20 protein-coding genes and 1 pseudogene are annotated in these 25165 nt (G+C 70.2%); 8 read left to right on the forward strand and 13 right to left on the reverse strand.

Features of this window, described 5'->3' with window-relative positions; translation table 11 throughout:
• Positions 1-131: 131 nt before the first annotated feature.
• Together AC067M_RS18860 and AC067M_RS18865 are read right to left on the reverse strand one after the other, a co-directional pair.
• Positions 132-266 carry an MFS transporter small subunit gene (locus AC067M_RS18860; protein WP_267882582.1) on the reverse strand — a complete coding sequence of 45 codons (135 nt, stop codon included), beginning with the start codon at positions 264-266 and terminating at the stop codon, positions 132-134.
• Positions 235-1566: an OFA family MFS transporter gene (locus tag AC067M_RS18865; protein ID WP_478698111.1), complete on the reverse strand. Its 1332-nt coding sequence runs from the start codon at positions 1564-1566 to the stop codon at positions 235-237. The genes AC067M_RS18860 and AC067M_RS18865 overlap by 32 nt, the downstream gene beginning before the upstream one ends.
• Positions 1567-1947: 381 nt before the next feature.
• Between AC067M_RS18865 and AC067M_RS18870 the strand changes: the two are divergent.
• Together AC067M_RS18870 and fdhD are read left to right on the forward strand one after the other, a co-directional pair.
• Positions 1948-2203 (forward strand): annotated as a pseudogene (locus tag AC067M_RS18870) (2Fe-2S iron-sulfur cluster-binding protein); the annotation flags it as partial.
• A 7-nt stretch (positions 2204-2210) separates the two neighbouring features.
• On the forward strand, positions 2211-3059 hold the full coding sequence (gene fdhD / locus AC067M_RS18875) for a formate dehydrogenase accessory sulfurtransferase FdhD (RefSeq protein WP_478698112.1): 849 nt from the start codon (positions 2211-2213) through the stop codon (positions 3057-3059).
• Between the two features lie 96 nt (positions 3060-3155).
• Here the strand turns inward: fdhD and AC067M_RS18880 are convergent, their stop codons facing one another.
• The gene (locus tag AC067M_RS18880; RefSeq protein WP_478698113.1) at positions 3156-3593 is read right to left on the reverse strand and encodes a MarR family winged helix-turn-helix transcriptional regulator; all 438 of its coding nucleotides are present in this window, start codon (positions 3591-3593) and stop codon (positions 3156-3158) included.
• 122 nt (positions 3594-3715) lie between these two features.
• Between AC067M_RS18880 and AC067M_RS18885 the strand changes: the two genes are divergently transcribed.
• The gene (locus AC067M_RS18885; RefSeq protein WP_478698114.1) at positions 3716-4633 is read left to right on the forward strand and encodes a quinone oxidoreductase family protein; all 918 of its coding nucleotides are present in this window, start codon (positions 3716-3718) and stop codon (positions 4631-4633) included.
• Positions 4634-4736: 103 nt separating this feature from the next.
• Positions 4737-6614 carry an exo-alpha-sialidase gene (locus AC067M_RS18890; RefSeq protein WP_478698115.1) on the forward strand — a complete coding sequence of 626 codons (1878 nt, stop codon included), beginning with the start codon at positions 4737-4739 and terminating at the stop codon, positions 6612-6614.
• Positions 6615-6627: 13 nt separating this feature from the next.
• Here AC067M_RS18890 and AC067M_RS18895 read toward each other — a convergent pair whose 3' ends face one another.
• Positions 6628-7671: a bile acid:sodium symporter family protein gene (locus AC067M_RS18895; RefSeq protein WP_478698116.1), complete on the reverse strand. Its 1044-nt coding sequence runs from the start codon at positions 7669-7671 to the stop codon at positions 6628-6630.
• 140 nt (positions 7672-7811) lie between these two features.
• Between AC067M_RS18895 and AC067M_RS18900 the strand changes: the two genes are divergently transcribed.
• On the forward strand, positions 7812-8699 hold the full coding sequence (locus AC067M_RS18900) for a LysR substrate-binding domain-containing protein (protein WP_478698117.1): 888 nt from the start codon (positions 7812-7814) through the stop codon (positions 8697-8699).
• Here the strand turns inward: AC067M_RS18900 and AC067M_RS18905 are convergent.
• Both AC067M_RS18905 and AC067M_RS18910 read right to left on the reverse strand, forming a co-directional pair.
• Positions 8668-8994, reverse strand: coding sequence for a hypothetical protein (locus tag AC067M_RS18905; protein WP_478698118.1), 327 nt, complete (start codon positions 8992-8994; stop codon positions 8668-8670). The genes AC067M_RS18900 and AC067M_RS18905 overlap by 32 nt on opposite strands.
• Positions 8991-10007 carry an Lrp/AsnC family transcriptional regulator gene (locus AC067M_RS18910; RefSeq protein ID WP_478698119.1) on the reverse strand — a complete coding sequence of 339 codons (1017 nt, stop codon included), beginning with the start codon at positions 10005-10007 and terminating at the stop codon, positions 8991-8993. The genes AC067M_RS18905 and AC067M_RS18910 overlap by 4 nt, the downstream gene beginning before the upstream one ends.
• 108 nt (positions 10008-10115) lie before the next feature.
• Here AC067M_RS18910 and AC067M_RS18915 point away from each other — a divergent pair, with 108 nt between their 5' ends.
• Positions 10116-11615: an MFS transporter gene (locus tag AC067M_RS18915; RefSeq protein WP_478698120.1), complete on the forward strand. Its 1500-nt coding sequence runs from the start codon at positions 10116-10118 to the stop codon at positions 11613-11615.
• Positions 11616-11849: 234 nt separating this feature from the next.
• Complete coding sequence (locus AC067M_RS18920; protein ID WP_478698121.1) at positions 11850-13676, forward strand: AMP-dependent synthetase/ligase; 1827 nt, start codon at positions 11850-11852, stop codon at positions 13674-13676.
• A gap of 18 nt (positions 13677-13694) precedes the next feature.
• On the opposite strand, the gene AC067M_RS18925 is transcribed toward AC067M_RS18920, so the two are convergent.
• From AC067M_RS18925 to AC067M_RS18935, 3 genes are read right to left on the reverse strand one after another with little or no spacing between them, the layout of a single operon-like run.
• Complete coding sequence (locus tag AC067M_RS18925; RefSeq protein WP_478698122.1) at positions 13695-15728, reverse strand: PQQ-dependent sugar dehydrogenase; 2034 nt, start codon at positions 15726-15728, stop codon at positions 13695-13697.
• A gap of 12 nt (positions 15729-15740) precedes the next feature.
• Entirely contained in the window at positions 15741-18026 is a 2286-nt protein-coding gene (locus AC067M_RS18930) for an alpha-galactosidase (RefSeq protein ID WP_478698123.1), read from the reverse strand.
• 13 nt (positions 18027-18039) lie between these two features.
• Positions 18040-18828 (reverse strand): Tat pathway signal sequence domain protein, encoded by a 789-nt coding sequence (locus AC067M_RS18935; RefSeq protein ID WP_478698124.1) that lies wholly within the window; start codon positions 18826-18828, stop codon positions 18040-18042.
• Positions 18829-19115: 287 nt separating this feature from the next.
• Between AC067M_RS18935 and AC067M_RS18940 the strand changes: the two genes are divergently transcribed.
• The gene (locus AC067M_RS18940) at positions 19116-19952 is read left to right on the forward strand and encodes an aldo/keto reductase (protein ID WP_478698125.1); all 837 of its coding nucleotides are present in this window, start codon (positions 19116-19118) and stop codon (positions 19950-19952) included.
• A gap of 66 nt (positions 19953-20018) precedes the next feature.
• Here the strand turns inward: AC067M_RS18940 and AC067M_RS18945 are convergent, their stop codons facing one another.
• The 4 genes from AC067M_RS18945 to AC067M_RS18960 all read right to left on the reverse strand — a co-directional run bounded on the left by AC067M_RS18945 (position 20019) and on the right by AC067M_RS18960 (position 25125).
• Positions 20019-20720, reverse strand: a complete 702-nt coding sequence (locus AC067M_RS18945) for an SDR family oxidoreductase (RefSeq protein WP_478698126.1) — start codon at positions 20718-20720, stop codon at positions 20019-20021.
• A gap of 93 nt (positions 20721-20813) precedes the next feature.
• Complete coding sequence (locus AC067M_RS18950) at positions 20814-21683, reverse strand: class I SAM-dependent methyltransferase (RefSeq protein ID WP_478698127.1); 870 nt, start codon at positions 21681-21683, stop codon at positions 20814-20816.
• A gap of 172 nt (positions 21684-21855) precedes the next feature.
• Positions 21856-23577 carry a glycoside hydrolase family 6 protein gene (locus tag AC067M_RS18955; RefSeq protein ID WP_478698128.1) on the reverse strand — a complete coding sequence of 574 codons (1722 nt, stop codon included), beginning with the start codon at positions 23575-23577 and terminating at the stop codon, positions 21856-21858.
• 69 nt (positions 23578-23646) lie between these two features.
• Positions 23647-25125 carry a cellulase family glycosylhydrolase gene (locus AC067M_RS18960; protein ID WP_478698129.1) on the reverse strand — a complete coding sequence of 493 codons (1479 nt, stop codon included), beginning with the start codon at positions 25123-25125 and terminating at the stop codon, positions 23647-23649.
• Positions 25126-25165 lie beyond the last annotated feature (40 nt).

Below are 25165 nucleotides of genomic sequence, written 5' to 3' on the forward strand. Positions count from 1 at the left end.
AGTTGCTTCGGGTAGCGGGACCCACCAGTCTGATCAGTGACTCACGGGTACGACGGCAGGTGAAGCCACAGGAATCGGCCTCAGGTGTTGTCGGCTTCCGTCAGGCCTCGGACGCCCGGCCCCCCGAACGCCTACCCGGTGAACAGCTGCTTTGCCTTCAGCACGAGTTCGTAAAGCCCGTAGGCGAGCGGCGCGCCCACCCACAGCCAGGCGAAGGCGATCAGTGGTCGGCGGTCAGGCGGACTCGGGCTGCTGTCGTGCGACATCGGCGGCCTTTCTCGGGGCGGGGATGTGGTGGCGGGCGTCGACGGGCCGGACGAGTTCGTTGGCGACGAAGCCGACGACGAGGAGTCCGATCATGATGCCGAAGGACAGGCCGTACAGGGACGCGCCGTGCTTGCCGGCCTCCTCCTGCCGGTCGGCGATCCAGTTCACGATGAGCGGGCCGAGGACCCCGGCCGTGGACCAGGCGGTCAGCAGTCGGCCGTGGATCGCGCCGACCTGGTACGCGCCGAAGAGGTCCTTGAGGTAGGCGGGGATCGTCGCGAAACCGCCGCCGTAGAAGGAGAGGATCACCAGCGCGCTCAGGATGAACAGGGGCTTGGAGGAGTCCCCGAACAGGGCGATCAGCGCGTACATCAGGGCGCCGACGCCCAGATAGACGCGGTAGATGTTCTTGCGTCCGATCAGGTCGGAGGTGGACGACCAGCCGATGCGGCCCGCCATGTTGGCCGCGGACAGCAGGGCGACGAAGCCGGCGGCGGCCGTCACGGAGACCGGGGTCGAGGTGTCGGCGAAGAAGTCCGTGATCATCGGGGCGGCCTTCTCCAGGATGCCGATGCCGGCGGTCACGTTCATGCACAGCACGACCCACAGGCACCAGAACTGCGGGGTGCGCACGGCGCTGCGTGCCGAGACCTGAGGACCGGCCAGGACACTGGGCCCGCTGTCGACCGGCCGCTCGGTGCGCGGCACCCGCACCAGCAGCACGCCCAGCAGCATGAACACGGCGTACGACAACCCGTGCACGAGGAACGCGAGCGCGATCCCGGAGTGGTCGGCTCCGAAGGACTCCAGCATCTGTGCCGACCAGGGCGAGGCGATGAGCGCACCGCCGCCGAAGCCCATGATGGCGATGCCGGTGGCCATGCCGGGCCGGTCGGGGAACCACTTGATCAGGGTCGAGACGGGTGAGATGTAGCCGATGCCGAGGCCGATCCCGCCGACGAAGCCGTAGCCGAGGACGATCAGCCAGTACTGCTCCGTCGCGGCGCCGAGCGCGGAGATCAGGAAGCCGGACGAGAAGCACACGAGGGCGACCGTCATCGCCCAGCGCGGACCGTTGCGCTCCACGAGCGTGCCGCCGAACGCGGCGGACAGTCCGAGCATCACGATGGCGAGCTGGAAGGGCAGCGCGCTCTGGGTGCCGCTGAGACCGAGCGCCGATTCCAGCGGCGGCTTGAACACGCTCCAGGCGTACGCCTGGCCGATGGAGAGGTGGACGGAGAGCGCGGCGGGCGGAACCAGCCAGCGGCTCCAGCCCGAGGGTGCGACAGGGGGACTCATGATGCCGAACGGTAGGAACCCTGCAGCAAGTTGAGAAGGCGGCGCGTCGACCGTATGCGATGAACGGTATTCCGGGCGCGCCGAACGGTCGGACCGACCGGTATCCCGAGCCACGTCCTACGCCGTGTGCTCGGTCAAGCCGCGCCCCGCGACCGTGCTCCATGTGTGCACGGACCTCGCCTGTGCGGCGGCCGGGGGGCCGAGCTGTGCGGCGGTGTCGGCGCCGGCGAGCGTGCGCGAGGCCGTCCTCGCCGCGCGTGCGCCCGACTCGGCGCCCCGGGAGCCGCCGGCCGCGATGGCCGTGCCCAGGCCGGGGACGCCTCACTGATCCTGCTCCGTCGCGTCTGCGTCCTGGACGCCACGAGTCCGAACCGGGCCCGTTCGATCGAGGTGTGCCCGCCGGGCGCGCTGTCGTTCCGGTCGGAGTTCGGCCTGCGCGCGGCGGGTACGTGGGACGACTCGGCGCAGTGGAGACGACGACGGTGTGCGCGTACTGCGGAGTGGGCTCCACCTGACGCTGCACGTGCAGGACAATGAGATCGTGAAGGTCACCTCGCCGCACGACAGCCCGGTGACCCACGGCAACCTCTGCATCAAGGGCCGTTTCGGCTGCCAGCACGTACAGAACCGGGGCTGATCAGGACATGGGACGAGTCACGGAACGACGCAAGGTACTGCGTATACGGGACGGGGCGGTCTCCAGTCGCCCGGACACGCTCGTCGCCGAGGAGCCTTTGGAGATCCGGCTCAACGGGAAGCCGCTCGCGATCACCATGCGGACACCCGGTGACGACTTCGCGCTCGCCGCGGGTTTCCTGGTGAGCGAGGGCGTCCTGGCGACGGCATCCGATCTGCAGAACATCGTCTATTGCGCCGGGGCGACCGTGGAAGGGTCGAACACCTACAACGTGGTCGATGTGCGGACGGCCCCGGACGTCGTCGTCCCGGACATCACCCTGGAGCGGAACGTCTACACGACCTCGTCGTGCGGTCTGTGCGGCAAGGCGAGCCTGGACGCGGTGCGGACGACGACCCGCTGGCCCATCGCCGACACTCCCCCGCTCCGGGTTGAGCCCGAGCTGCTCGCGAGCCTCCCCGACCGGCTCCGGGCGGCCCAGCGGGTCTTCGACCGGACCGGGGGCCTGCACGCGGCGGCCCTGTTCTCGGAGAGCGGGGAGCTGCTGGACGTACGGGAGGACGTGGGCCGGCACAACGCGGTCGACAAGCTGGTCGGCCGTGCCCTGCAGAACGGGGAGCTGCCGCTGTCGCGCACGATCCTGCTGGTCTCCGGGCGGGCCTCCTTCGAGCTGGCGCAGAAGGCCGTGATGGCGGGCGTTCCGGTGCTGGCGGCGGTCTCGGCGCCCTCGTCGCTGGCGGTGGATCTGGCCGCGGAGGCCGGTCTGACACTGGTGGGCTTCCTGCGGGGAAGCTCCATGAACGTGTACGCGGGCGAGGGCCGCGTCGCCCTGCGGGCCGCGGCCCCCCAGGGCTGACCGGCTGCCCGCGACACGGCGGTGGGGCCCGACCGGCGGGAGCGTTCCCTGCGCCGCAGGGGGCGCCGTCTCAGGCGCCGGTGTGTCCGTCGGCGGTCAGTCCGCCGTGCCCGAGATCCGGGTCAACAGGCCCATGAACCGCTCACGTTCGGCCGGTGAGAGCGGATCCAGCAGCACGTCGTTCGCCTCGCGGGCGACCTTCTCGCAGCGGGTCAGCATCCTTGCGCCCTCCTCCGTCAGGGACACCGCGTTCTTGCGGCGGTCCGTGGGGTCCGGCTCGCGCACGACGAGTCCGGCGGACTGAAGGTCGTTGAGGATGCCGACCAGATCCTTCGGATCGAGTCGGACAGCGCGGCCGACGTCCGCCTGGGCGACGGGCGCGAGATCACGGACGGCGGAGAGCACGACGTGGTGCCACATCTTCATGCCCTCCGCGGCCAGCGCCTCCGCCACCAGGGCCCGTCCCCGGGCGGCCGCCCGGCCGAGGAGCCAGCTGGGCAGTGAGCGGATCGCGGGGAGAGGTGCTTCGGCCATACCGGAAGCCTAACGAATGATTATTGGACTTCCCAATGATCGTTCGTTACCGTTGGGATTCCCAACGATGTCATGGGTGCTCCCCACGAATGCGCGGAGCGCCCGGCGACCCCGGAGGTGCGATGCGCCGCGTCCGCTACGAGTCCCCCGGCGGCCCCCTCTTCCTCGAAGAGGCCCCCGTCCCCGAGCCCGGCCCCGGTGAGATCCTCGTGCGCTGCGAGGCGGTCGGCGTCACCCTGCCGGTCGTCCGCAAGGTCACCGAAGCCGCCGAGCCGGTCCCCCTCGGAGGCGAGATCGCCGGGGAGGTCGTGGCGGTCGGGGACGGCGTCACCCGCTTGCGGACCGGCGACCGCGTGACGGGGCTCTGCTTCGGACACGGCTACGCCGACTACGCGACCCTGCACGAGGCGATGGCCTCGCCGGTGCCCGAGGACGCCTCGGCCGTCGATGCGGTCGCCCTCGTCCGCAGCGGCCTGGTCGCCCTCGGCGCGCTCACGGCGGCAGGCCCGGAGCCCGGTGAATCGGCCCTGGTCACGGCCGCGGCGAGCGGGGTCGGACACCTGGCCGTGCAGCTCGCGCGCCACCGGGGCGCCTCTCGGGTCGTCGGTGCGGTCTCCGACCCGGCCAAGGCCGGCTTCGTGCGTTCGCTCGGCGCGGACGAGGTGATCGGCTACGGCGACGAGAGCTGGGGCGAGCCCGTCGACTACGTCCTCGACGCGGTGGGCGGCGAGCTGCTCACCCCGGCCGTCGCGGCCCTCGCCCCCGGCGGACGGCTGGTGGCGTACAGCTCGGGCGGCGGGACGATCCGGGCGTACGACCTCCTGGTGGGCGCCAAGTCCGTGATCGGGTTCCAGATGGCGCGGATCGCGCGCGGTGAGCCGGAGTTGTACGAGCGGTGGCTGCGGGAACTGTGGCAGCTGTTCGCCGACGGGTCCGTACGGCCCGCCGTGCACGGGGAGTTCGCCCTGGAGGACGCGGCCAAGGCGCACGAGACGATCGAGTCGCGGGCCAACACGGGCAAAGTCGTCCTGATCCCCTGACGCACGCTTCTTGTGAGGCCCCGAAGACGCCAACTAACGTCTGTGGCACGCACGTTGGACGTAGGATGTCCGAATGTCCAGACACTGAAGGGCAGGTCGTACCATGCCGTCAAGTGTTCGCGCAGGACTCAGAACCACCCTGGCCGCCCTGATCGCGGCGGCCGCCGCACTGTTCTCGCTCCCGGGCCCGGCAGCACAGGCCCAACCGGGCACCACCAAAACCCCGTTGGAGCAGCAGATCCTCTTCAAGGCCTCCCAGGACCCCGGTTACGCCTGCTTCCGCATCCCCGCGGTCGTGCGGACGACCGACGGCACGCTCCTCGCGTTCGCCGAGGGGCGGGTCCTCAACTGCGGCGACGCCGCGGACATCGACATCGTGCTCAAGCGGTCCACCGACGGCGGCCGTACCTGGGGCCCGCTCCAGGTGGTCAACGAGGGCGACGGCGACACCCACGGCAACCCCGCGCCGGTCGTGGACCGTGAGACCGGCCGCATCCTGCTGGCGGAGACGTACAACACGGGCCGTACGGACAGCGCGGGCTGCGAGGTGCCCTGCGACCGCACCCCACACCTGCAGTACAGCGACGACGACGGCGTGACGTGGTCAAAGCCGCGCGACCTGAGCGACGAGATCCTGCCCGGGAACTGGAACTCCTGGTACGCCACCGGCCCCGTCCACGGCATCCAGCTGACCCGGGGCAAGCACGCCGGGCGGCTGGTGTTCGGGGTCAACACCGAGACGTGGAACGGCAGCCGGGTGAGCGCCAACCACGCCGCGCTCATCGTCAGCGACGACGGCGGCGACCACTGGAAGGTCGGCGCGACCGACTCGTGGCCGATAGGAGCCGACGGCGTCTTCCGCCAGAAACCGTCCGAGGTGACCCTGGCCGAGCGCGCCGACGGCTCCGTCCTCGTCAGCGGCCGTGAGCAGGACGGCACCGACCTCGGCCACCGCACCCAGGCCGTCAGCCGCGACGGCGGCAACAGCTTCGCCGCCCCCTTCCAGGACCTCCCGGACCTCTACACCCCGCAGGTCCAGGGCTCGATGCTGCGCCTCGGCAACCGCATCCTGCTGGCCTGCCCGGGCGACCCCGACCGGCGCCGCACCATGATGATCCGCTCCTCCTACGACGGCGGCCGCACCTGGGACAGCGTGGACCGCGGCACCGTCGTGACCACGGACTGGTCGGGCTACTCCGACCTGGTGCACATCGGCGGGGACGCGGTGGGCCTGCTGTACGAGGGCGGTGCCGTCGACGCCCGCGACGAGATCCGCTTCGCCCGCTTCACCGAGGACTGGCTGAAGCCGCGCCGCGGCCCGGACCCGACCACGCTCGACCTGGCGTCGCTCACGAAGCCCGCCCCCGTCCTCGGGGGCGCCGAGGAGACGGACGGCGTCTTCGGCGGCGCGCTCTCCTTCGACGGCGCCGACGACGCCGTACGCCTGCCGTACCGCAGCGGACTGCCGCTCGGCACGAAGGACTTCACCGCCTCGCTGTGGTTCCGCTACACCGCCACCACCGGCGAACAGCCCCTGCTGTGGATGGGCGGCATCGGCACGAACCAGCCGCAGGTCTGGCTGCGCGGTGAGCCCGCCAACAACCGCCTCCAGGGCCTGATCACCGTACGCGACGGCGCCTCGCCCCCACGGTCGGCGTACCTGCGCACCGACGGCGCCTACAACGACGGCGAGTGGCACCACCTGGCGCTGCGGCGCGGCGGGGGCCGGCTCACCCTGTTCGTCGACGGTACGGCGATCAGCACGCCGGACGTGCTCGGCTCGGTCAGCCGCAACTCACCGTTCGGCGTGCATGTCGGCCAGCGCATGGACGGCCGGGCCTTCTTCACCGGCGCCATCGACGACGTGCACGTGTGGGACCGGGCCCTGAGCGGCGCCGAACTGGCAGGCCGCCAACAGCTCGGCGCCGGCCGGGGCAGTGTCCTGTGGCTGCCCCTGGACCGGGTGAGCGGCGGGCGCTGACGTACAACGGGCATCAACGCGACGGCGACCCCGTACCCGCCGTGGTGCGGGGTCCTGCCGTCGGCTCGATCGCCCCGGCCGGCGCCGCCTCCGGGTCGCGCGCCCGGCGCTTGGCGATCACCGCGCAGACCATCAGCTGCATCTGGTGGAAGAGCATCAGCGGCAGCACGGCCAGTGAGGCGTGCGCGCCGAACAGGACGCTCGCCATGGGCAGTCCGGAGGCGAGGGACTTCTTGGAGCCGGCGAACTGGATCGCGATCCGGTCCTCCCGGCCGAAGCGCAGCGCCTTGCCGCCGTACCAGGTCAGCAGCAGCATCACCGCGAGCAGGACGGCCTCGACGAGGAGCAGCCCGCCGAGGCGGACCGCGCTGACCTGGTGCCAGATGCCCTGGACCATGCCCGCGCTGAACGCGGTGTAGACGACGAGGAGGATCGAGCCTCGGTCGACGAGGCCGAGGACCTTCTTGTGCCGGGTGACGAAGCCGCCGATCCACCGGCGCAGCAGCTGTCCCGCCAGGAACGGCACGAGCAGCTGAAGCACGATGGAGAGGAGGGAGTCGGCGGAGAACCCGCCGGCGCTGTTGCCGAGCAGCGCGGCGGCGAGCAGCGGGGTGACGACGATGCCGACGACGGAGGAGAAGGAGCCCGCGCAGATCGCGGCGGGCACGTTGCCCCTGGCCATGGAGGTGAAGGCGATCGACGACTGGATGGTCGACGGGACCAGGGTCAGGAAGAGCAGGCCCTGGTAGAGCGGGTGGGTCAGGAGGACCGGGACCAGGCCGCGGGCGGCCAGGCCCAGCAGCGGGAAGATCACGAAGGTACAGGCCAGCACGGTGACGTGCAGCCGCCAGTGCTTGAGGCCGTCGAGGGCCTCGCGGGTGGACAGGCGGGCTCCGTACAGGAAGAAGAGGAAGGCGATCGCCGCGGTGGAGGCGCCGGAGGCGAGGTCGGCGCCCGTGCCGCGCGCGGGGAAGAGGGCCGCCAGGCCCACCGTCCCGAGCAGGAGCAGGATGTACGGGTCGATCGGCAGCCGGCTCGGCCAGCGCAGGCGTTTCACGGTGCTCCACTTGCTCGTTCGTTTCACAGAACGGGACCCAGGGGCCCCTCTCCATCGTGCTCCTCGACTCCGTGATCGGGAATCCGTCATACCGCTCTGACTGTCATCGCGTTCTGTGATGACCGGGTACGGTGGTAGGCGTGTACGACCCCTCCCATCTGCGTACCTTCCTCGCGGTGGCCCAGACGCTGAGCTTCACGCAGGCCGCCCGGCGGCTGGGCCTGCGTCAGTCCACGGTGAGCCAGCACGTGCGGCGGCTCGAGGACGCGACCGGACGGCAGCTGTTCACCCGGGACACCCACTCGGTGGAGCTGACCGAGGACGGTGAGGCGATGCTCGGCTTCGCCCGGCGGCTCATGGAGGTGCACGAGCAGGCGACGGCGTTCTTCACCGGCACCCGGCTGCGGGGCCGGCTGCGCTTCGGCGCGTCGGAGGACTTCGTGCTGACCCGGCTGCCGGAGATCCTCGAGGGTTTCCGCCACGACCATCCCGAGGTCGACCTGGAGCTGACCGTCGAGCTGTCGGGCACGCTGCACGAGCAGCTCGCGGCCGGGAAGCTGGACCTGGTGCTGGCCAAGCGGCGCCCCGAGGACCCGCGCGGGGAGCTGGTCTGGCAGGACGAGCTGGTGTGGATCGGCGCGGAACGGCTGCGCCTGGACCCCACCCGGCCGGTCCCGCTCATCGTCTATCCACCGCCCGGCATCACCCGCGCCCTCGCCCTGGAGGCCCTGCAGCGCCAGGGCCGCGAGTGGCGCGTCGCGTGCACCAGCGGCAGCCTGAACGGACTGGTCGCGGCGGCCCGGGCGGGGCTGGGCGTGATGGCGCACTCGCGCGGTCTGATTCCGCCGGGCCTGGTGCGGGTGCGTGAGCGGGCGGGACTGCCGGAGCTCGGCGGTGTCGACTTCGTCGTCGTCCACGGCCGCCGCCGCGCCTCCGCGCAGGACGCCGCGGACGCGCTGGCGTCGGCGATCCTGGCCGGCGGGAGACGGCTGGTGGCTACGGGGTCGCGGCCTCCCAGCGGTCGTTGAAGCACTGGGCGTTCTGCCGGCCCCGGTCCCTCTCGACGGTCGGCGTCGTCTTCGCGTCCATCCCGTCCACGCCGAGCACCACCTCGTAGGAGAGCGCGTTGTCGAAGACGACGAAGTGGTGCACCGGGAAGATCCGCAGGTGGTGTGGGAGCGTCGAAAGCGCGACGATCTTCACCTGGAGCCCCAGCAGTTCCCGCTGGTCCCGCGGTTCCTCCAGCGGTCGGTCGATGTGCTCGGGCGTCTCCACGATGAACAGCCGCGACTGCTTCGGTCCGGGCCGGCACCGTCTGATCATGGTGCTGCCGCTCTGACCGTCCGCGCCTTCGCATTGCGGTCGGGCCGTTGGTACGTCAACTGCTTGACCCGGCGCAGGAACGGGCTCGACTCGACGTGCTGGACGCCCTCCAGGCGCCCGATCGGGCCGCTGAGGTAGGCGTACAGGCCGGCGGTGTCACGCACGACGGTCGTGACGACGAGGTGGGAGGGGCCGGCCGTGGCGGCGGCGAAGGCGACCTCGTCGTGGCCGGCGAGGGCCTCCCCCACGGAGTGCAGGGCGCCGGGCGTGGTGGTGATCCACAGGGCGGCCGCGAGGGGGTAGCCGATGGTCTCGGAGTGGTACTCGACATCGATGTACACGGCGCCGGAGGCGAGCAGCGCGGCCAGACGGCGTTTGACGGCGGACTCGGAACGGCCGGTGGCGCGCTGGAGTTCGGGGTAGGAGGCGCGGCCGTCGCGTTCGAGGACGGCGAGCAGGGGTTCGTCCTCCGGTTCGATGCGGGCCGGTCCGGTGGGCGGGCGGTGGTCGGGGCGCAGGGCGTCGAGCTGGTCGTCGGTGAGGGCGCCGAACTTGCGCGTCCAGCCGTTGGGGCCGCCGTAGAAGCGGTGCAGCAGTTGATGGGCCCGGATCTCCACGACGCTCGGGGTGCGCGGGAGTTTGCCGAGGAGGAGGTCGTCGTGGTCGTCCGGGCGGCGCGGGCGGGTCATGCAGATGATCTCGGTGCCGCCCGAGGCGAGTCCGATCCAGGAGGTGTCGTACCGCTTGGCGAGGGCGTCCGCGATGACGGTGGCGCTGTCCGGGGCGCAGCGCAGGCGCAGCATCCACTGGTCCTGGCCGAGCCGTTCGGCGTCCCGGAGGGCGACGATCCGCAGGCCCGCCTCGGCGCACAGCTTGCGGTAGCGGCGCGCGATCGTCTGGTCGGAGACGCCGAGGACCGCTCCGAGACGGCTGAAGGAGGCCCGGCCGTCGACCTCCAGGGCGGCCAGCAGTTGGAGGTCCAAGGGGTCGAGGGTGTCGGATTCCATCTTCATAGTGGCCTCCAGTGTCGGGTTCCGGCGATCGTACGGGCATTTCCACTGCGATCGTCCGCCCTCTACGCATCGTTCGGGTGTACGCATCCATCGACGAGGGAGTGGGACATGCGCACATGGGGGCCGCTGACAGCGGTGTGTCTGGGGACGTTCATGTTGTTGCTGGACGTGACGATCGCGATCGTCGCGCTGCCGGACATGGCGCGGGCGCTGGACGCGTCGCTGAGCGATCTGCAGTGGGTGATGGACGGGTACGCGCTGGCGCTGGCCGCGTTGCTGCTCGGAGTGGGGGCGGCGGCCGACGTGCTGGGGCGGCGCCGGGTGCATGTGGTGGGCGTCGCGGTGTTCGCGGTGGCCTCGCTGCTGTGCGGGCTGGCGAGCGGCCCGCAGATGCTGGTCGCCGCGCGGGCGGTGCAGGGCCTGGGCGCGGCGGCGATGTTCGCCACGACGCTGCCGCTGCTGGGCTCGGTCTACCAGGGGAAGCGGCGGTCGGTGGCGCTCGGGGTGTGGGGTGCGGTCAGCGGCGCGGCAGCCGCGGTCGGCCCGGTGCTCGGCGGACTGCTCACCGACGGGCCGGGCTGGCGGTGGATCTTCTACGTGAACCTCCCGGTGAGCGTGGCCGCGTTCTGGCTGACGCTGCGGGTGGTTCCCGAGTCGCGGGGGCCGCGCGGCCGCCGTGTCGACTGGGCGGGCACGGCGACCTTCGCGGCAGCGGCGGGCGCGGTGACCTACGGGGCGGTACGGGCCGGTGCGCACGGCTGGACGGAGAGCGGCACGCTGGTGTCGTTCGCGCTCGCGGCGGTGGCGCTGGTCTGCTTCGTCGTGGTCGAGCGGCGGGGCACCGACCCGCTGCTGGATCCGCTGCTGTTCCTGAAGCCGGCGTTCTCCGGGGTGATGGTGGGCGCGTTCGCCTTCAACGCGGCGGCGTTCGGTGCCCTGGCGTACACCTCGATCTGGTTGCAGACCGTGCTCGGGATGAGTCCGGTGCGCGGTGGGGCGGTCTTCCTGTGGCTGTCGCTGGCCTCGTTCGTGGTGGCGCTGGCCGGGGGCCGGCTGCTGCACGGGGTGCCGGCGCGGTACACGGTCGGGGGCGGGCTGCTGCTGACGGGCGCGGGCCAGTTCTGCATGGCGGGGCTGGACGCGGGGTCGGGGGCGGGCGCGCTGGTGCCGGGGCTGGTGCTGGTCGGCGTCGGGACGGGGCTGGTGACGCCCGGGATCGCGGGGGCCGCGCTGGCCGCGGTGGAGCCGGAGCGCGCGGGGATGGCCGGCGGCGCGGTCAACACCTTCCGCCAGCTGGGCTACGCGCTCGGGGTCGCCGTCTTCGGCACGTTGCTCACGTCGGACATGCGGGGGACCCTGCCGCACGACGCGGCGCACGCGCTGGCGGGCGGCGCCGCCGGAACCCTGCGCGGCACCTTCCCCGAACACACCCTTCGGGGCGCCTTCGCCTCGGGGCTCGGCACCGTCGCGGTGACGGCGGGGCTGGTGGCCACGGTCGCCGGGATCCTGGTCCTCACCCTGGTCAGGACACCCCGCGCCCAGCGGGCCGGCGTAACGGAATCCGCCGTTTTGACGCTGGAGGAAGAGGAGGTCGCGCCCCGTCCCTGACCTTCCGGAAAGGGCTCACATGCCGTGATCGGGTCGTGCCGATTCGGTGGAGATTACGGCACCGAAACTTACTCAATCGTCAGTTTTCTGTCCGACCCTTCCGCATGTGAGCCCATTTTCCGGCACTGACCAGCGCATACAAGAGCGTTGCTCGCGTTCACGACCCCTCCCGCCCCGTCACCGGGTGGGGTAGCTTTCACGGCGCTGTGCGGAGCGTCAAGAGCGGGAGCGGGTTTGCGCGAGTACACCAACCCTCCGTTGACGTTGGCACCGCCGGTGGGCGGTCTGGCCGACGTCGTCTTCCAACACGCCCAGGAGGACCCGCTGTACATCGCGCTCGGCCGCAAGGACGAGCTGGGCCAGTGGCGGGACGTGACCGCCGCCGAGTTCCGCGACGAGGTGCTCGCCCTGGCCAAGGGCCTGCTGGCCCGGGGCATCCGCTTCGGTGACCGGGTCGCCATCATGTCCCGTACCCGCTACGAGTGGACGCTGTTCGACTACGCGCTGTGGACGATCGGCGCCCAGGTGATTCCGATCTATCCCACGTCCTCCGCCGAGCAGTGTTTCTGGATGCTGTACGACGCCGAGGTGACCGCGGCGATCGTGGAGCACGAGGACCACGCGATGACCATCGCCACGGTCATCGACCGGCTGCCACAGCTGCGCGAGCTGTGGCAGCTCGACTCCGGCTGCGTCCAGGAGCTCTACGACTCCGGCGCCCACGTCGGCGACGACGTCGTCCACCGGCACCGGCAGGCGGTCACCCCCGAGTCGGTCGCGACGATCATCTACACCTCCGGCACCACGGGCCGCCCCAAGGGCTGCGTCATCTCGCACGGCAACTTCATGATGGAGGCGGACACGGTCCGCGAGCGCTGGGAGCCGGTGTTCCACTCCAAGCGGGGCGACGAGGCGGCGACCCTGCTGTTCCTGCCCCTCGCGCACGTCTTCGGGCGGATGGTGCAGGTCGCCGCGATCCGCGGCAAGGTCCGCTTCGGCCACCAGCCACAGCTGAACGCGGCGGCGCTGCTGCCCGACCTGGCCGCGTTCCGGCCGACGTTCTTCCTCGCGGTGCCGTACATCTTCGAGAAGGTCTTCAACGCGGCCCGCCGCAAGGCCGAGCGGGAGGGCAGGTCCGGCCCGTTCGAGAAGGCCGTCGACATCGCCGTGAAGTACGCCGAGGCGACAGAGGCGAAGGCCTGGGGCGTCGGGCCCGGCCCGTCGGCAGGTCTGCGCGTGCAGCACCAGCTCTTCGACAAGCTCGTCTACTCCAAGGTGCGCGGCGCGATGGGCGGCCGGGTCCGGCACGCCATGTCCGGCGGTTCGGCGATGGACCGAAGGCTCGGGCTCTTCTTCGCGGGCGCGGGCGTGCAGATCTTCGAGGGCTACGGCCTCACCGAGTCGACCGCGGCCGCGACCGCCAACCCTCCCGAGCGCACCCGCTACGGCACCGTGGGCCAGCCCATCCCCGGTATGACCGTGCACATCGCGGACGACGGCGAGATCTGGCTGCGCGGCGACAACATCTTCCAGGGCTATCTCAACAACCCCAAGGCCACCGATGAGGCCCTGCACGACGGCTGGCTCGCCACCGGCGACCTGGGCGCCCTCGACGAGGACGGCTACCTCACCATCACCGGCCGCAAGAAGGAGATCCTTGTCACGTCCGGCGGCAAGAGCGTGGCCCCGGGACTGCTCGAGGAACGCGTCCGGGACCATCCGCTGGTCAACCAGTGCATCGTCGTCGGCAACGACCGCCCGTACATCGCGGCCCTGGTCACCCTCGACCAGGAGGCCGTCGAGCACTGGCTGCAGATGCGGAACAAGCCCCAGCTGACATCCGCCGAACTGGTGCACGATCCAGACCTGGAGACGGAGGTCAGGCGCGCGGTGGTCGCCGCCAACACCCTCGTGTCGCAGGCCGAGTCGATCCGCACCTTCCGCATCCTCGCCCAGCCGTTCACCGAGGAGCACGGCCTGCTGACTCCGTCACTGAAGCTGAAACGCAAGGCGATCGAGAACGCCTACGCCAACGAGGTCGATGCGCTGTACCGGGCGTAGGCGATCTCCGGCCGATGCCTAGCTGATGCCGACCCGGAAGATCTTGTCCGAGCCGTCCGCCTCACCTCCGTTGTTGTCGCTGTTGGTGGTCGACAGCCACAGCTGGTCGGCGCCCGGCACCTTGGTGACCGTGCGCAGGCGGCCGTAGGTGCCGACGTAGTACGCCGAGGGGGTGCCGACGCTCTCGTTGTCGCCGTTGATCGGGATCCGCCACAGGCGTTCGCCGCGCAGGGACGCCATGTAGACGACGTTACGGACGATGGCGATGCCGCTGGGCGAGGCCTCGGAGACGTTCCAGGTGGCTTTGGGGTTCGTCATCCCCGAGACGTTGCAGTTGCCCTCGCAGGTGGGCCAGCCGTAGTTGCCGCCCGGCTTGATCAGGTTCAGCTCGTCCTTGGAGCTGTTGCCGAACTCCGCCTCCCACAACCGGCCGTTGCGGTCGAAGGCGAGGCCCTGCGGGTTGCGGTGCCCGTAGCTGTAGACGTAGTTCCCGAACGGGTTGCCGGGGGCCGCCTTCCCGTCCGTCGTCATGCGCAGGATCTTGCCGTTGAGGGAGTCCTTGTCCTGGGCTAGATCGGGTGTCTGGGCCTCGCCGGTGGAGACGTAGAGATAGCCGTCGGGGCCGAAGGCGAGGCGGCCGCCGTTGTGGTAGCGGTTCTTCTTGATGCCCTGGAGCAGCACCGTGTAGTCGCTGAGCTTCGTGCCGTCGTACGTCATACGGACCACGCGGTTGCCCTCGGACGCGGTGTGCATGAAGTAGACGCGGTGGTTGGTCGCCCACTTGGGGTCGACCGCGACGCCGAGGAGCCCGCCCTCGCCGTTGGTGGTGACGGCGTTGGGAACGGTCCCCACCTGGGTCCTCGCGCCGGCCGTCGTGACCTTCCAGACGCGGAAGTCGTCCCGCTCGGTGACCAGGGCGGACTGTCCGTCGGGCAGCCAGGAGGTGCCCCACGGGATCGTCCAGCCCGTGGACAGGGTGGAGACGGACGACGGGACGCCGCCGTCGGTGGCGCACGCCTTGGTCGTGAGGTTCACCGTGTTGCTCTGCGCGGAGACGTTGCCCGCCGCGTCGCGCGCGACGACGTTCAGGGCGTACGGGCTGTCGCAGGCGAGGCCGGTGAGGGTGGTCGACGTGCCGCTGGTGACCGTCTTGTAGACCGTGGTGCCGCTGCGCACGTCGTACGCGACGACCGCCCGGTCGTCCGTCGAGGCGCCCCAGGTCAGGTCGACGGCGTTCGACGTGATGCCGGCCGCGGACAGCGTGCCGGGCTTGGTCGGCGGTGCGGTGTCGGAGCTCGGTCTGGTCGTGCAGTCGACGACCGGGCTCGCGGCGGAGGTGTTGCCGGCCGCGTCCCGGGCGATGACGGTGAGGTTGTACGTCGTGTCGGGCGTGAGGCCGGTCAACACCTTGGAGACCGAACTCCCGGACGCCTCACTGATCTTGTTGCCGTGCTCGTAGAGGTCGTACGCCGTCACGCCCACGTTGTCCGTGGCGGCCCCCCAGGCGAGGGTCAGGCCGTTCTCGCCGATGTCCGAACACCTGGGCACGCCGGGGCGGGTGGGCGCCTGGGTGTCGGCCGCCGCCGCGACGCCGACGCGGTCCAGGTTGGGGCCGCCGCCGTCGGTGGTGGCGGTCGCGCGGATCTTGTTGGACCCGGCATTCAGCGGCACGTTCACGGTCTTCGTCGCCCAGGTGTTCCAGTCGGCGGTGGCCGGGAAGGACACGCCGGAGGCGACCACGGTGCCGCCCACGGAGATGTCCATCGGCCGGTCCGTGGCGGTCCCGTTGGCGTACCGGAGGGCGAGCGACGAGGTCCCGGTGGCGGTCGCGCTCACCGTGAACTCCACATAGGAGCCCGTGACGTTGGTGTAGTCGACGAAGCCGGTGCCGGTGTAGCCGGTGTGGTTGGTGGCGACGGCGCCCTGGGAGATGGCGGCGTCCTCGGCCTGGTAGTCGGTGGCCGCCCGGGCGCTGCCCCCGGTGAGGCCGACGAGCGGCACGGCGAGGGCCAGGGGGAGGCCCCACGCCAGTGCTCTGGTGGGTCGTTTCATGGTGGTGTCCCCTCAGCCCGTGTACCGGGTGAAGACCTTGAGGTAGTCGTACGGTTGCTGCGAGACTCCGCTGCACGCGTCGCCGTCGGTGCCCGAGCCGCAGGGACGGTCGCGGTTGACGGACCAGTAGGTGAGGCGCCCGATGTGGTGCTGCTGGGCATAGGCGAGCATGGTCTCGAAGTCGGCGAGGCGGACCCGCTCGCCCGAGTCGTCGGTCTTGCCGTTCATCGAGGACAGCCCGATGTGGGCGTAGGCGGTGGCGTCGCTGTAGCCGTACGCCGACTTGACCCGTGCCTTGAGCCCTTCCATGGCCTGCGTGGTCAGGGCGCCCATGTTCGTGGTGCCGCCGCCGAAGTCGAACGGCATGATGCACCAGACGTCGTTCGCCAGACCGGAGTTCGCGGCCCGCTTGATCATGTCGACGCCGGTGGAGTCGGGGCCGCTGGTGGTGGTGCCGAAGGTGATGACGGTCTTCAGGCCGGGGTTGTTCGCCTTCACGGTCTTCAGCGCGTCGACGACACGCTGCCGCACGGTGGCGTTGGACCACTCGGTGTTCTCGATGTCGATGTCGAGGGCCTTCAGCCGGTACGCGTCGATCACCTTCTGGTACGCGCCCGCGAGCGCCGAGGCGCTGGAGCACTTCTCGCCGAGCTTGTTCCCGCTCCAGCCACCGACGGAGACCATGACGTCACCCCCGGCTGATCTGATCGCGTTGATCTTCGACTGGTCGGTGCCGCCGGTCAGCGGGCGCGAGCCGTCCCACTTCGGGTTGCAGCCGCCGTCGGAGAGGATGAACGCGAGCGTGAACCACTTGACGCCGGTCGCCGACATCACCGAGGTGGGGTTCTGCGGGCTGCCCCAGCCGAGGTACTCGTAGGGGGCGACGGCCATGCCCGGTGCAGCGGCCGCGCTCTTCAGGGAGTTGACCGGCTTCACGCGGATCAGCCGGGTCTCGCCGGGCCGCAGGGTCGCGCTGTAGGAGTCGTCGATCACGCCCTTGTGGGAGCCGGACCACAGGTCGGTGACGTCACCGGAGCCGGTGAAGCCGACCTTCGACCAGTCCACGGCGACCGTCGTGTTGCCGGACGTACCGGTGTTGAACAGGGCCACCACGTACTGGCCGTCGCTCTCCTTCTTGCTCCAGACCTGCTTGACGCCGCTGCTCACGATCCGCTTGGCGGCGACGCCGTCCTGGTTGACCCCGATGAGCCGGTCGTTGGTCAGCATCGCCTTGTCGACCGGGTCGAGATCGGTCAGGTCGGTGCCGAGCAGCAGCGGCGAGGCCGCCATCGCCCACAGGGTGAAGTGGGACCGGCGCTGGTCGGCGGTGAGTCCCACCCGGTCACCGTTGCCGATCTCCAGGGAGTCGAGGTCGTTCCAGCCGCCCGGACCGGCGTGCGGCTGCCAGGAGGCCGCGGTGTTGAAACGGGAGGAGACGTGGGACCAGTCGGTGAGCGGATAGCCGCTGCCGTTGTCGCCCGGACCGCAGTAGCACTCGACGTCGCCCTGGGTGCGCCAGCTGTTCGCGTGCTTGCGCCAGGTGGAGGCGTCGGCGATCGCGAGGTTGTTGGACAGCGCGTAGTTGATGGGCCGTCCGGTGGCGCGCAGCGCCTTGTCCCAGGCCTGTACGTCGGGGACGTCCTGGCTGCCCACCCCGTCGATCTTGAGGTAGTCGACTCCCCAGGAGGCGAACTGCCGCGCCCAGGAGTTCACGAACTCCTGCGCGCCCGGCTTCCCGTAGTCGATGTAGTACATGTTCTTGCAGTTGTAGTTCTTCTCCGTCTTCGACGTGTCCGCGATGTCCTTCGCGTGGTACGAGGTCCCCTCGATCGGCGTGTTCCTGGTGACGGCGTTCTTGGCGATGCCGGGTGTCACGTAGAAGCCGAACTTCAGGCCCTTGGAGTGGATGTAGTCGGCCAGTGCCTTGATGCCGCCGGGGAACTTGGCGGTGTCCACGGCCCAGCGGCCGTAGGAGTCGACGACGAAGCCGTTGTCGTCGCACTTCTGCCAGAAGTCGTCGAGGTTGACGTAGACGAAGCCGTGGTTCTTGAGGCCGCTGGAGACGAGCGCGTCGGCCTGGGCCTTGATCTTCGCCTCGGTCGGCCAGCGGCGGGTGAAGCTCCAGCTGCTCCAGCCCATGGCGGGCCGGATGGACTGGCCGTTGTCGGAGGCGGCCGCGGGGCGGGCGGCGGCCAGCAGCGGTACCACTGAGGCGATCAGCAGTCCGACCACGGCCAGGACCAGTGATCTGACGGGGGTGACGCGGGTGAAGCCTGTCGTCTGGACGTGGGTCGTCATGGGGAGGGGCTCCTCACCCGAGCTGGTAGCCGCGGAGGTTGGTGAGCAGGAGGTAGGTGTTCTGCAGGGATCCGGAGGTGTCGCCGAGGGAGCGGTAGATGCCCCACTTGGGGCGCACGCGGTCGGCGAGGAAGGTGTCGACGCCGGTCTTCGAGGCGTCGATGACCGTCGAGCCGCCGCTCTTGAGGATCCAGCGGACCGAGCCCGCCGAGCCGTTGCCGACCTTGATCTGGAAATCGACGTCGGTCCATGTGTCGTGCAGCGGGTCCAGATCGGTGCGGCCGACCAGGATGTCGTCGATGGCGAGCTTCAGCTCGATGGTCTGCTTGCCGTTGACCCGGCGCAGGGACTGCACGACGATCGGCGAGCTGCCGGCGCCCGGCTGCTTCATCTGCATGATGTGCGTGAAGGTGGTGGTCGCCTTCAGCGAGCTCGGGATGTACATGGAGTACGTGACCCGCCAGGTCTGGCCCTGGGTCCACTTGAGATAGCTGCTGCTGCCGGTGCGCAGTCCGGTGACCTCCTGCCGCTGGCGGTCGGTCGACGTGTCGCGGTCGACCGTGTGCATGTTGAAGCGCCAGTTGTCACCGGTGGCGTAGATGTGCGGCTGTCCGGCGGTGTGCGAGTCCGCGCGGTCGTCCTCGACGGTCTCGAAGGCGCCCAGGCCGTCACGGCTCGCGGACGGCGCCCACTTCTGCTGCCAGGAGGCGGCGTGCGCCGTGGTCGCGGCCGGCAGACCGACCGCGGCTCCCGCCGCGCCGCCGAGGGCGGCACCCAGCAATCTCCTTCTTGACGTGCTCATGACACTAATCACCTCGCAGGGTGGCGTTCACTTGGGTGTACCAAGTTCATTGGATCGCTCGTCAGCGCCATACAGAGTCGCGGTACGCGGCGGCGCGGGTCAATGGTCCGGACCATAGACGTCGGATGTGTTTCGGCCAACCTCCGGCCGGCTCCGCGCTGCTGCCCCTGCCTCCCGTTCGGCCCCGATGGATTGGGATGGATTTCGGGGGTCAGGAATACATCACACCCCGTGATCGTTGACCATGGGATGTACCACCCGACGGACAACCGAAGGATCAAGAGCTCGTGAGCAGCAAGGTCCCCCCGATCATCCTGAACAACGGCGTCGAGATGCCCCAACTCGGCTTCGGTGTGTGGCAGGTGCCGGACGACGAGGCGGAGCAAGCCGTCGCCGCCGCGCTCGAGGCCGGGTACCGCAGCATCGACACAGCGGCGATCTACGGCAACGAGGAGGGGACCGGCAAGGCCATCGCGGCCTCCGGCCTCCCCCGCGAGGACATCTTCGTCACCACCAAGCTCTGGAACACCGACCAGGGGTACGACTCCACCCTCCGAGCCTTCGACACCTCGCTGGAGAAGCTCGGGCTGGACTACCTCGACCTGTACCTGATCCACTGGCCGCGTCCGGCCAAGGAGCAGTACGTCGACACCTACAAGGCGTTCGAGAAGCTCCACGCCGACGGCCGGGTGCGGGCCATCGGTGTCTCCAACTTCCTGCCGGAGCACCTCGAGCGGCTGGCCGGTGAGACGTCGATCGTCCCGGCGGTCAACCAGATCGAGCTGCACCCGCACCTGCAGCAGCACGCCTCCCGCGAGTACCACGCGCAGCAGGGCATCGCCACCGAGGCCTGGTCGCCGCTCGGCCAGGGCAAGGGCCTGCTGGAGGTTCCGGCGATCGTGGCCATCGCCCAGAAGCACGGCCGCACCCCGGCCCAGGTCGTACTGCGCTGGCATCTTCAGCTGGGCAACGTGGTGATCCCGAAGTCCGTGACGCCGTCGCGGATCAAGGAGAACATCGACGTCTTCGGCTTCTCGCTGGACACCGAGGACCTGGCGGCGATCAGCGCGCTCAACGAGGACCGGCGCCTGGGTCCGGACCCGGCTACGTTCAACCAGGGCTGACCCGGTCACACGGCAGGCCTGTGCCCCGGATCCGTTGCGTACGGGTCCGGGGCACACGTGTCTTACTCAGTTGGGCTGCCCGATCGGCCGTACGACTACGGTGTTGACGTCGACCCCCTCAGGCTGCCGGATCGCCCACACCACCGAGTCGGCGATCTGGTCGGCGGTGAGGAGGTGGCCGGGCGGCAGGCTGCCGAGGTCGTCCCAGAACGGGGTCTCCACCCGGCCGGGAGCGACCAGCGTGACGCCGATGCCCCACTCGGTGACCTGACGGCGCGTGTTCTCGGCGAGACCGGTCACCGCCCACTTCGTCGCCCCGTAGAGGTTGCCCGGCGTGGGCACGAACCCGGCGACACTGCCGACCAGGACGATCCGGCCGCGGGACTCCTTCAGCGCCTCGACGGAGGCCCGGATGAGGAACGCGGGCCCGAGGACGTTGGTCAGCACCATGTCGGTCCAGCCGGCCGGGTCGCCCTCGGCGACCGAGTCGTGGGTGGCGGAACCGGCGTTGGCGACGACGGTGTCCAGTCGCCCGAACTCCTTCAGCGTACGGTCGACCGCCGACCGTATGTCGTCGTACTCGGCCGTGTTGCCGACGACCGTCAACAGCCCCTCCGGGTTGCCGAGTTCCTCGGCGAAGCCGCGCAGCCGCTCCGCACCGCGGCCGGTGACGGTCACCCGCCACCCGGCCTCCAGCAGCTGCCGTGCGACAGCGGCGCCGATGCCGCTGCCGCCGCCGGTGATGAGTGCGACCCGAGAGTCGATCATGATGCGGTGCCCCCTGTTTCGTGGTGAACGCGGGTGAGTCCATCACTTGGAGCGCTCTCGAAGTCAAGGGGCCGACATGCTGCCGGGCTCCGGCTACTGCGCCCGGACCGCCGTGTACACGGTGTGTGCCGCCAGCACGAAGACGTCGGACCGCCGGTGCACGCTCGCCTCGTCGTCCGCGTCGAGGAGCCGGTCGAGGGTGGCGCGGTCGTCGGCGTCGAGGTCGCCGGCCAGGCCGTCGCGCAACCGGGACAGGGAGGCCGCGATGTAGGCGCGGGCCCGGTCGGAGGCCGGGGCGGGCAGGTCGAGGAGGAAGCTGCGGGTGCGGGTGTGCTTCAGTCCCACGGCGGCCAGCAGGGCCGGCCAGTCCTCGGTCTCGGCGACGGAGCCCGGCAGGTCGTCGCGCATCCGGTTGAACCACTCCTGCTCCGCCGCCTCCAGCCGCGCCTGCAGGCCGGGACGGCCGATGCCGATGTCGCGGGGCAGGAACCGCGGAGAGAGGCCGCCCTCCATGAGCGCCACCGTCCCGCCGGGTGCGAGCCGCTCGGCGAAGGCGGTGAGGGCGGTGCGCTGGTCACCGAGGTGGTGCAGGCTCCGGCCCGCCCACAGGAGGTCGGCCGGGTAGTCCAACTCACCGAGAACGCCGGGCAGTTCACCGGCCAGGGTGTCGAAGCGGTCGCCGTACCCGAGCCGCTCGGCCCGTGCCCGGGCGCGTTCCAGAAGGGGTGCGGAGCCGTCCACGGCGACCACGCGGGCGCCCGGGAAGACCTCGGCGAACAGACAGGAGACGACGCCGGGTCCGCTGCCCGCGTCGACGATCAGTCCCGGCTCGGTCACCTCCTTGCCCAGCCAGGCGAGGGCCCGTTCGTAGAGGGGTGCGTAGAGCTCGGCCTGGGATTCCAGGTGCGGGGCCATCTCGGCCCAGTCGATGTCGGTGTGGTTGTGGTTGTGGTCGTGCGCCATGGTGGACAGCCTCTCGCTCGGTGTGACGCCAGCCTGCGCCGACGCACCGCGCGAGAGCCACTGCTGTTGCCGGGGCAGCAAAAAACGGCATGGTCCGGGGACGCTTCGCGTGATCCGCCGGGGCCTCGGTCGAGGGGAGTGACCGAGGCCCCGGCGGACCGGGTTCAGCGGATCAGGACAGCGGGGGGTACGCGTTCTGCATCAGCTGCTGGAACTGGGCGGAGAACCAGTGCCCGGACAGCGGCGCGTTCGGCAGGGCGCCGGACATGTTGTTGCCGTTGCGCGGGTTGCCCGTGTACGTCGGGTCGCACATTCGGTCGAAGCCCTTGCCCTCGTCGTTCGAGATCGCGCTGCTGGCCCCGTCGGACTCCCCCGGCGGCTTCATCCACACGTAGGCGTCGATCCCGGTCGCAGGGCTGGCCTTGGGCCGCTCGCCGAGACCGGCACCGGACTGGTTGCACCAGTTGCCGGTGTTGAGGCGGCGGTCGTAGCGGCCGCCGTCGACGTAAGTGTCGACGCTGGTCATGGCACCGGGGCCGGTGGGCCGGGCCGAGCCGCCCCAGCCGTTGCGGGAGGTGTCGATCAGCATGCCGATCTTGGAGTCGAACCCGGTCGACACCAGCTGGTTGCGGAACGCCTGGGCGTAGGACAGCTCGTCGACGTAGCGGTTCCAGTCGACCCACTTGGACTCGCGGACCGACTTGCCGGCCACGGAGTCGGTGATGGTGAAGTTGTTCTCCTTCAGGGCACTGTAGTTGGCCGTGTTGGTGATGAAGCCGTGGACGTCGTTGACGGTGGCGCCCTCGGAGGTGGCCGCCTCCTTCATCAGCGTGGCGCTGGGACCGAAGTTGTCGTCCCAGCCGATCCAGCCGTGGTGGCCCGCGTCGATGTAGTTGTAGACGTTGGGCACGTCACCGAGCTTGTTCAGGGCGTAGCCGACGCCCTTCTGGTAGTTGCCGTTGGCCTTCATCACGTCGCACTGCGGGGTGGCGGTGGCCCGGCCGCCGGTGTTGGTGACCAGGTTGGGCAGCGAGTCGATCTCGACGGTGGTGACGATCCGCAGCGAGGCGTACTTCGAGTCGGCGAGGATCGCCTTGATCGGGTCGATGTACTGCGTCTTGTACTTGTCGATCTCCGTGGGGCCGAGCTCGCCGTTGGAGGCGAGGGCCGAGCAGTCGCGTCCGGGCAGGTTGTAGATGACCAACTGGACGACCATCTCGCCGGAGCCCTTCTGCCGCAGGGCCTCGTCGAGATGGGCGCGCAGGCCCATCTTGCCGCCGGCGCCGTTGATCGCGGCGATCCGGTCCAGCCACACGCCGGTCGGCTGGTTGGAGACCCGGCTGCCGCCCGGCTCGGCGGCGGCATTCGCGGACCACTCGGGGTTCACGTACACCTTGGCGCCGGCGTACGGGTTGTCGACCCTGCTGGAGGGGGTGCCGGGGTCGGTCGGGCCCGGGTCGGTGGGGCCGCCACCGCCGTCGACGTTGCAGGTCACGCCGTCGAGGGTGAAGGTGTCCGGGATGGCGTTGCTGCCGCTGTAGGTGCCCTGGAAGCCGAAGCTGACCGAACCGCCGGACCCCAGTGTTCCGTTGTAGGTCTCGTTGGCGGCGGTGACGGCGGCCCCGCTCTGGCTGATCTTGGAGTTCCAGAAGTTGGTGACCTTCTGGTTGCCCGCGTAAGACCACTTCACCGCCCAATTGGACTTGGCGATTCCGTTGTTGGTGACGGTGACGGCGGCGGTGAAGCCGGTGTCCCACTGGTTCTGCACCTTGTAGTCGACGGTGCAGGGGACGGCGGCGAGGCCACTGCCCGAGGGCGCGACGGCGAGCGCGGTGCCGGAGGCCCCGGCGACCAGCGCCATGGCGGCGAGCATCGCTGTTCTGGTACGGCTCATGAGTGGGGGTTTCCTTCTCCGTTGCGGGTGTTCATTGCGGGTGGTGAAGGTGGTGAGCGTGGTGCTGGTTCATCCGTTCAGGGCGCGCAGATGGTCACGCAGCCCGATACCGAACGACGTGGGGGTTCCGTCGTAACCGGCGATGAGGGACGGGCAGGAGGAGCAGTCCCAGGCGTTCCAGGTCCAGCCCAGGTAGGACAGGCCGCGGTCGTCGAACCACTTCATGACCCGGTCGATGAAGGAGTGCGCGCAGGTGTTCTCGCCGATCTCCCCCGCGACCAGGGGGACCTGGGTGGCGACGGGCGCGAGCGTGGAGTTCCAGCAGCTCTCGTTGGAGCAGGTGTTGAAGTTGTACACGTGCCAGGCGGCGGCCAGGTTGCCCGTCGGGTCGGTGGGCTTGTAGGTGAGCCACTGGCTCAGGTCGTTGGAGTACGCGATCCCGCCCGCCAGGATCACGTTCTTGGAACCGGTGGCCCGTACGGCGTCGACGAGATCCTGCACACCGGCGACTTCGTACCCGATACCGGGGCAGGTCCCGCCGTCACGCCAGCACTGCCACGCCTGGGTGGTCGTGGAGGTGGCGCGGTCCGGGTAGGGCTCGTTGAACAGGTCGAACACCACGGCCGGGTCGCTCTTGAAGGTGTTGGCCACCGAGGTCCAGAACGACGGCGTGTACCGCATGTCCGGCATCGGCTTCTGGCAGCCGGCGTGCACGTCGGAGCAGCCGGCCGAGTTGCCGGTGTACTGGCCCCAGGTCCAGTGGAGTTCGACGACGGGGGTCATCCCGTGCGCCTTCACCTTCGCCACCAGATCCTTGACGGCGTTGATGTAGTTCGCCCCGGCGTACTCGGGCTTGATGTCGGACAGCCCGAGCCAGCACTCCTCGTTCAGCGGGATGCGGACCGCGTTCGCCTTCCAGTCCGCGATCGCCTTGATCGCGGCGTCGTCGACCGGTCCGTCCCAGATGCCGCGCCCCTGGACGCACATGAACTCGCCGCCGGAGCGGTTCACGCCGAGCAGGCGACGGGATGTCCCGCCCGCGTCGACGAGTTTGTTCCCGGAGACGTGCAGCGCGGGCGGTTCGTCACCGGTGTCCGGCGGGTCGGACGGGGGCGGTGTGGGCGTCGGTTCGGTGTCGACGTTGCACGTGGTGCCGTTCAGTCTGAACGACGTCGGTACAGGGTTGGCGGCGGACTTGGACGCGATGAACCCGCCACTGACGCCGGCGCCGGTGCCCAGCTGCCCGTTCCAGTTCTCGTTGGACGCGGTCACGGTCGTACCGGTCTGGGACCACTTGGCGCCCCAGCCCTGAGTGAGCTGCTGCCCGCCTGTGAAGTCGAAGCCGAGGCTCCAACCGCTCAGGGCCGCGGAGTTGTTGGTGATCTTCACGGCACCCTGGAAGCCGGTGTCCCACTGGCTGGTGACCGAGTACTCCACCGTGCAGGCAGGGGTGGCGCCCTGGGCCGTGACCGCCGGAACGGTCACGCCTCCTATGCGGGCGGCCGCGCCGGCGACGGGTAAAAGTACTGAACGCGGGGGGTGTCGCATGAGCGACTCCTTGCAGCTCAGGCGCGTCGTGACCAACGCG

Source organism: Streptomyces sp. NPDC043427, from assembly GCF_056436655.1.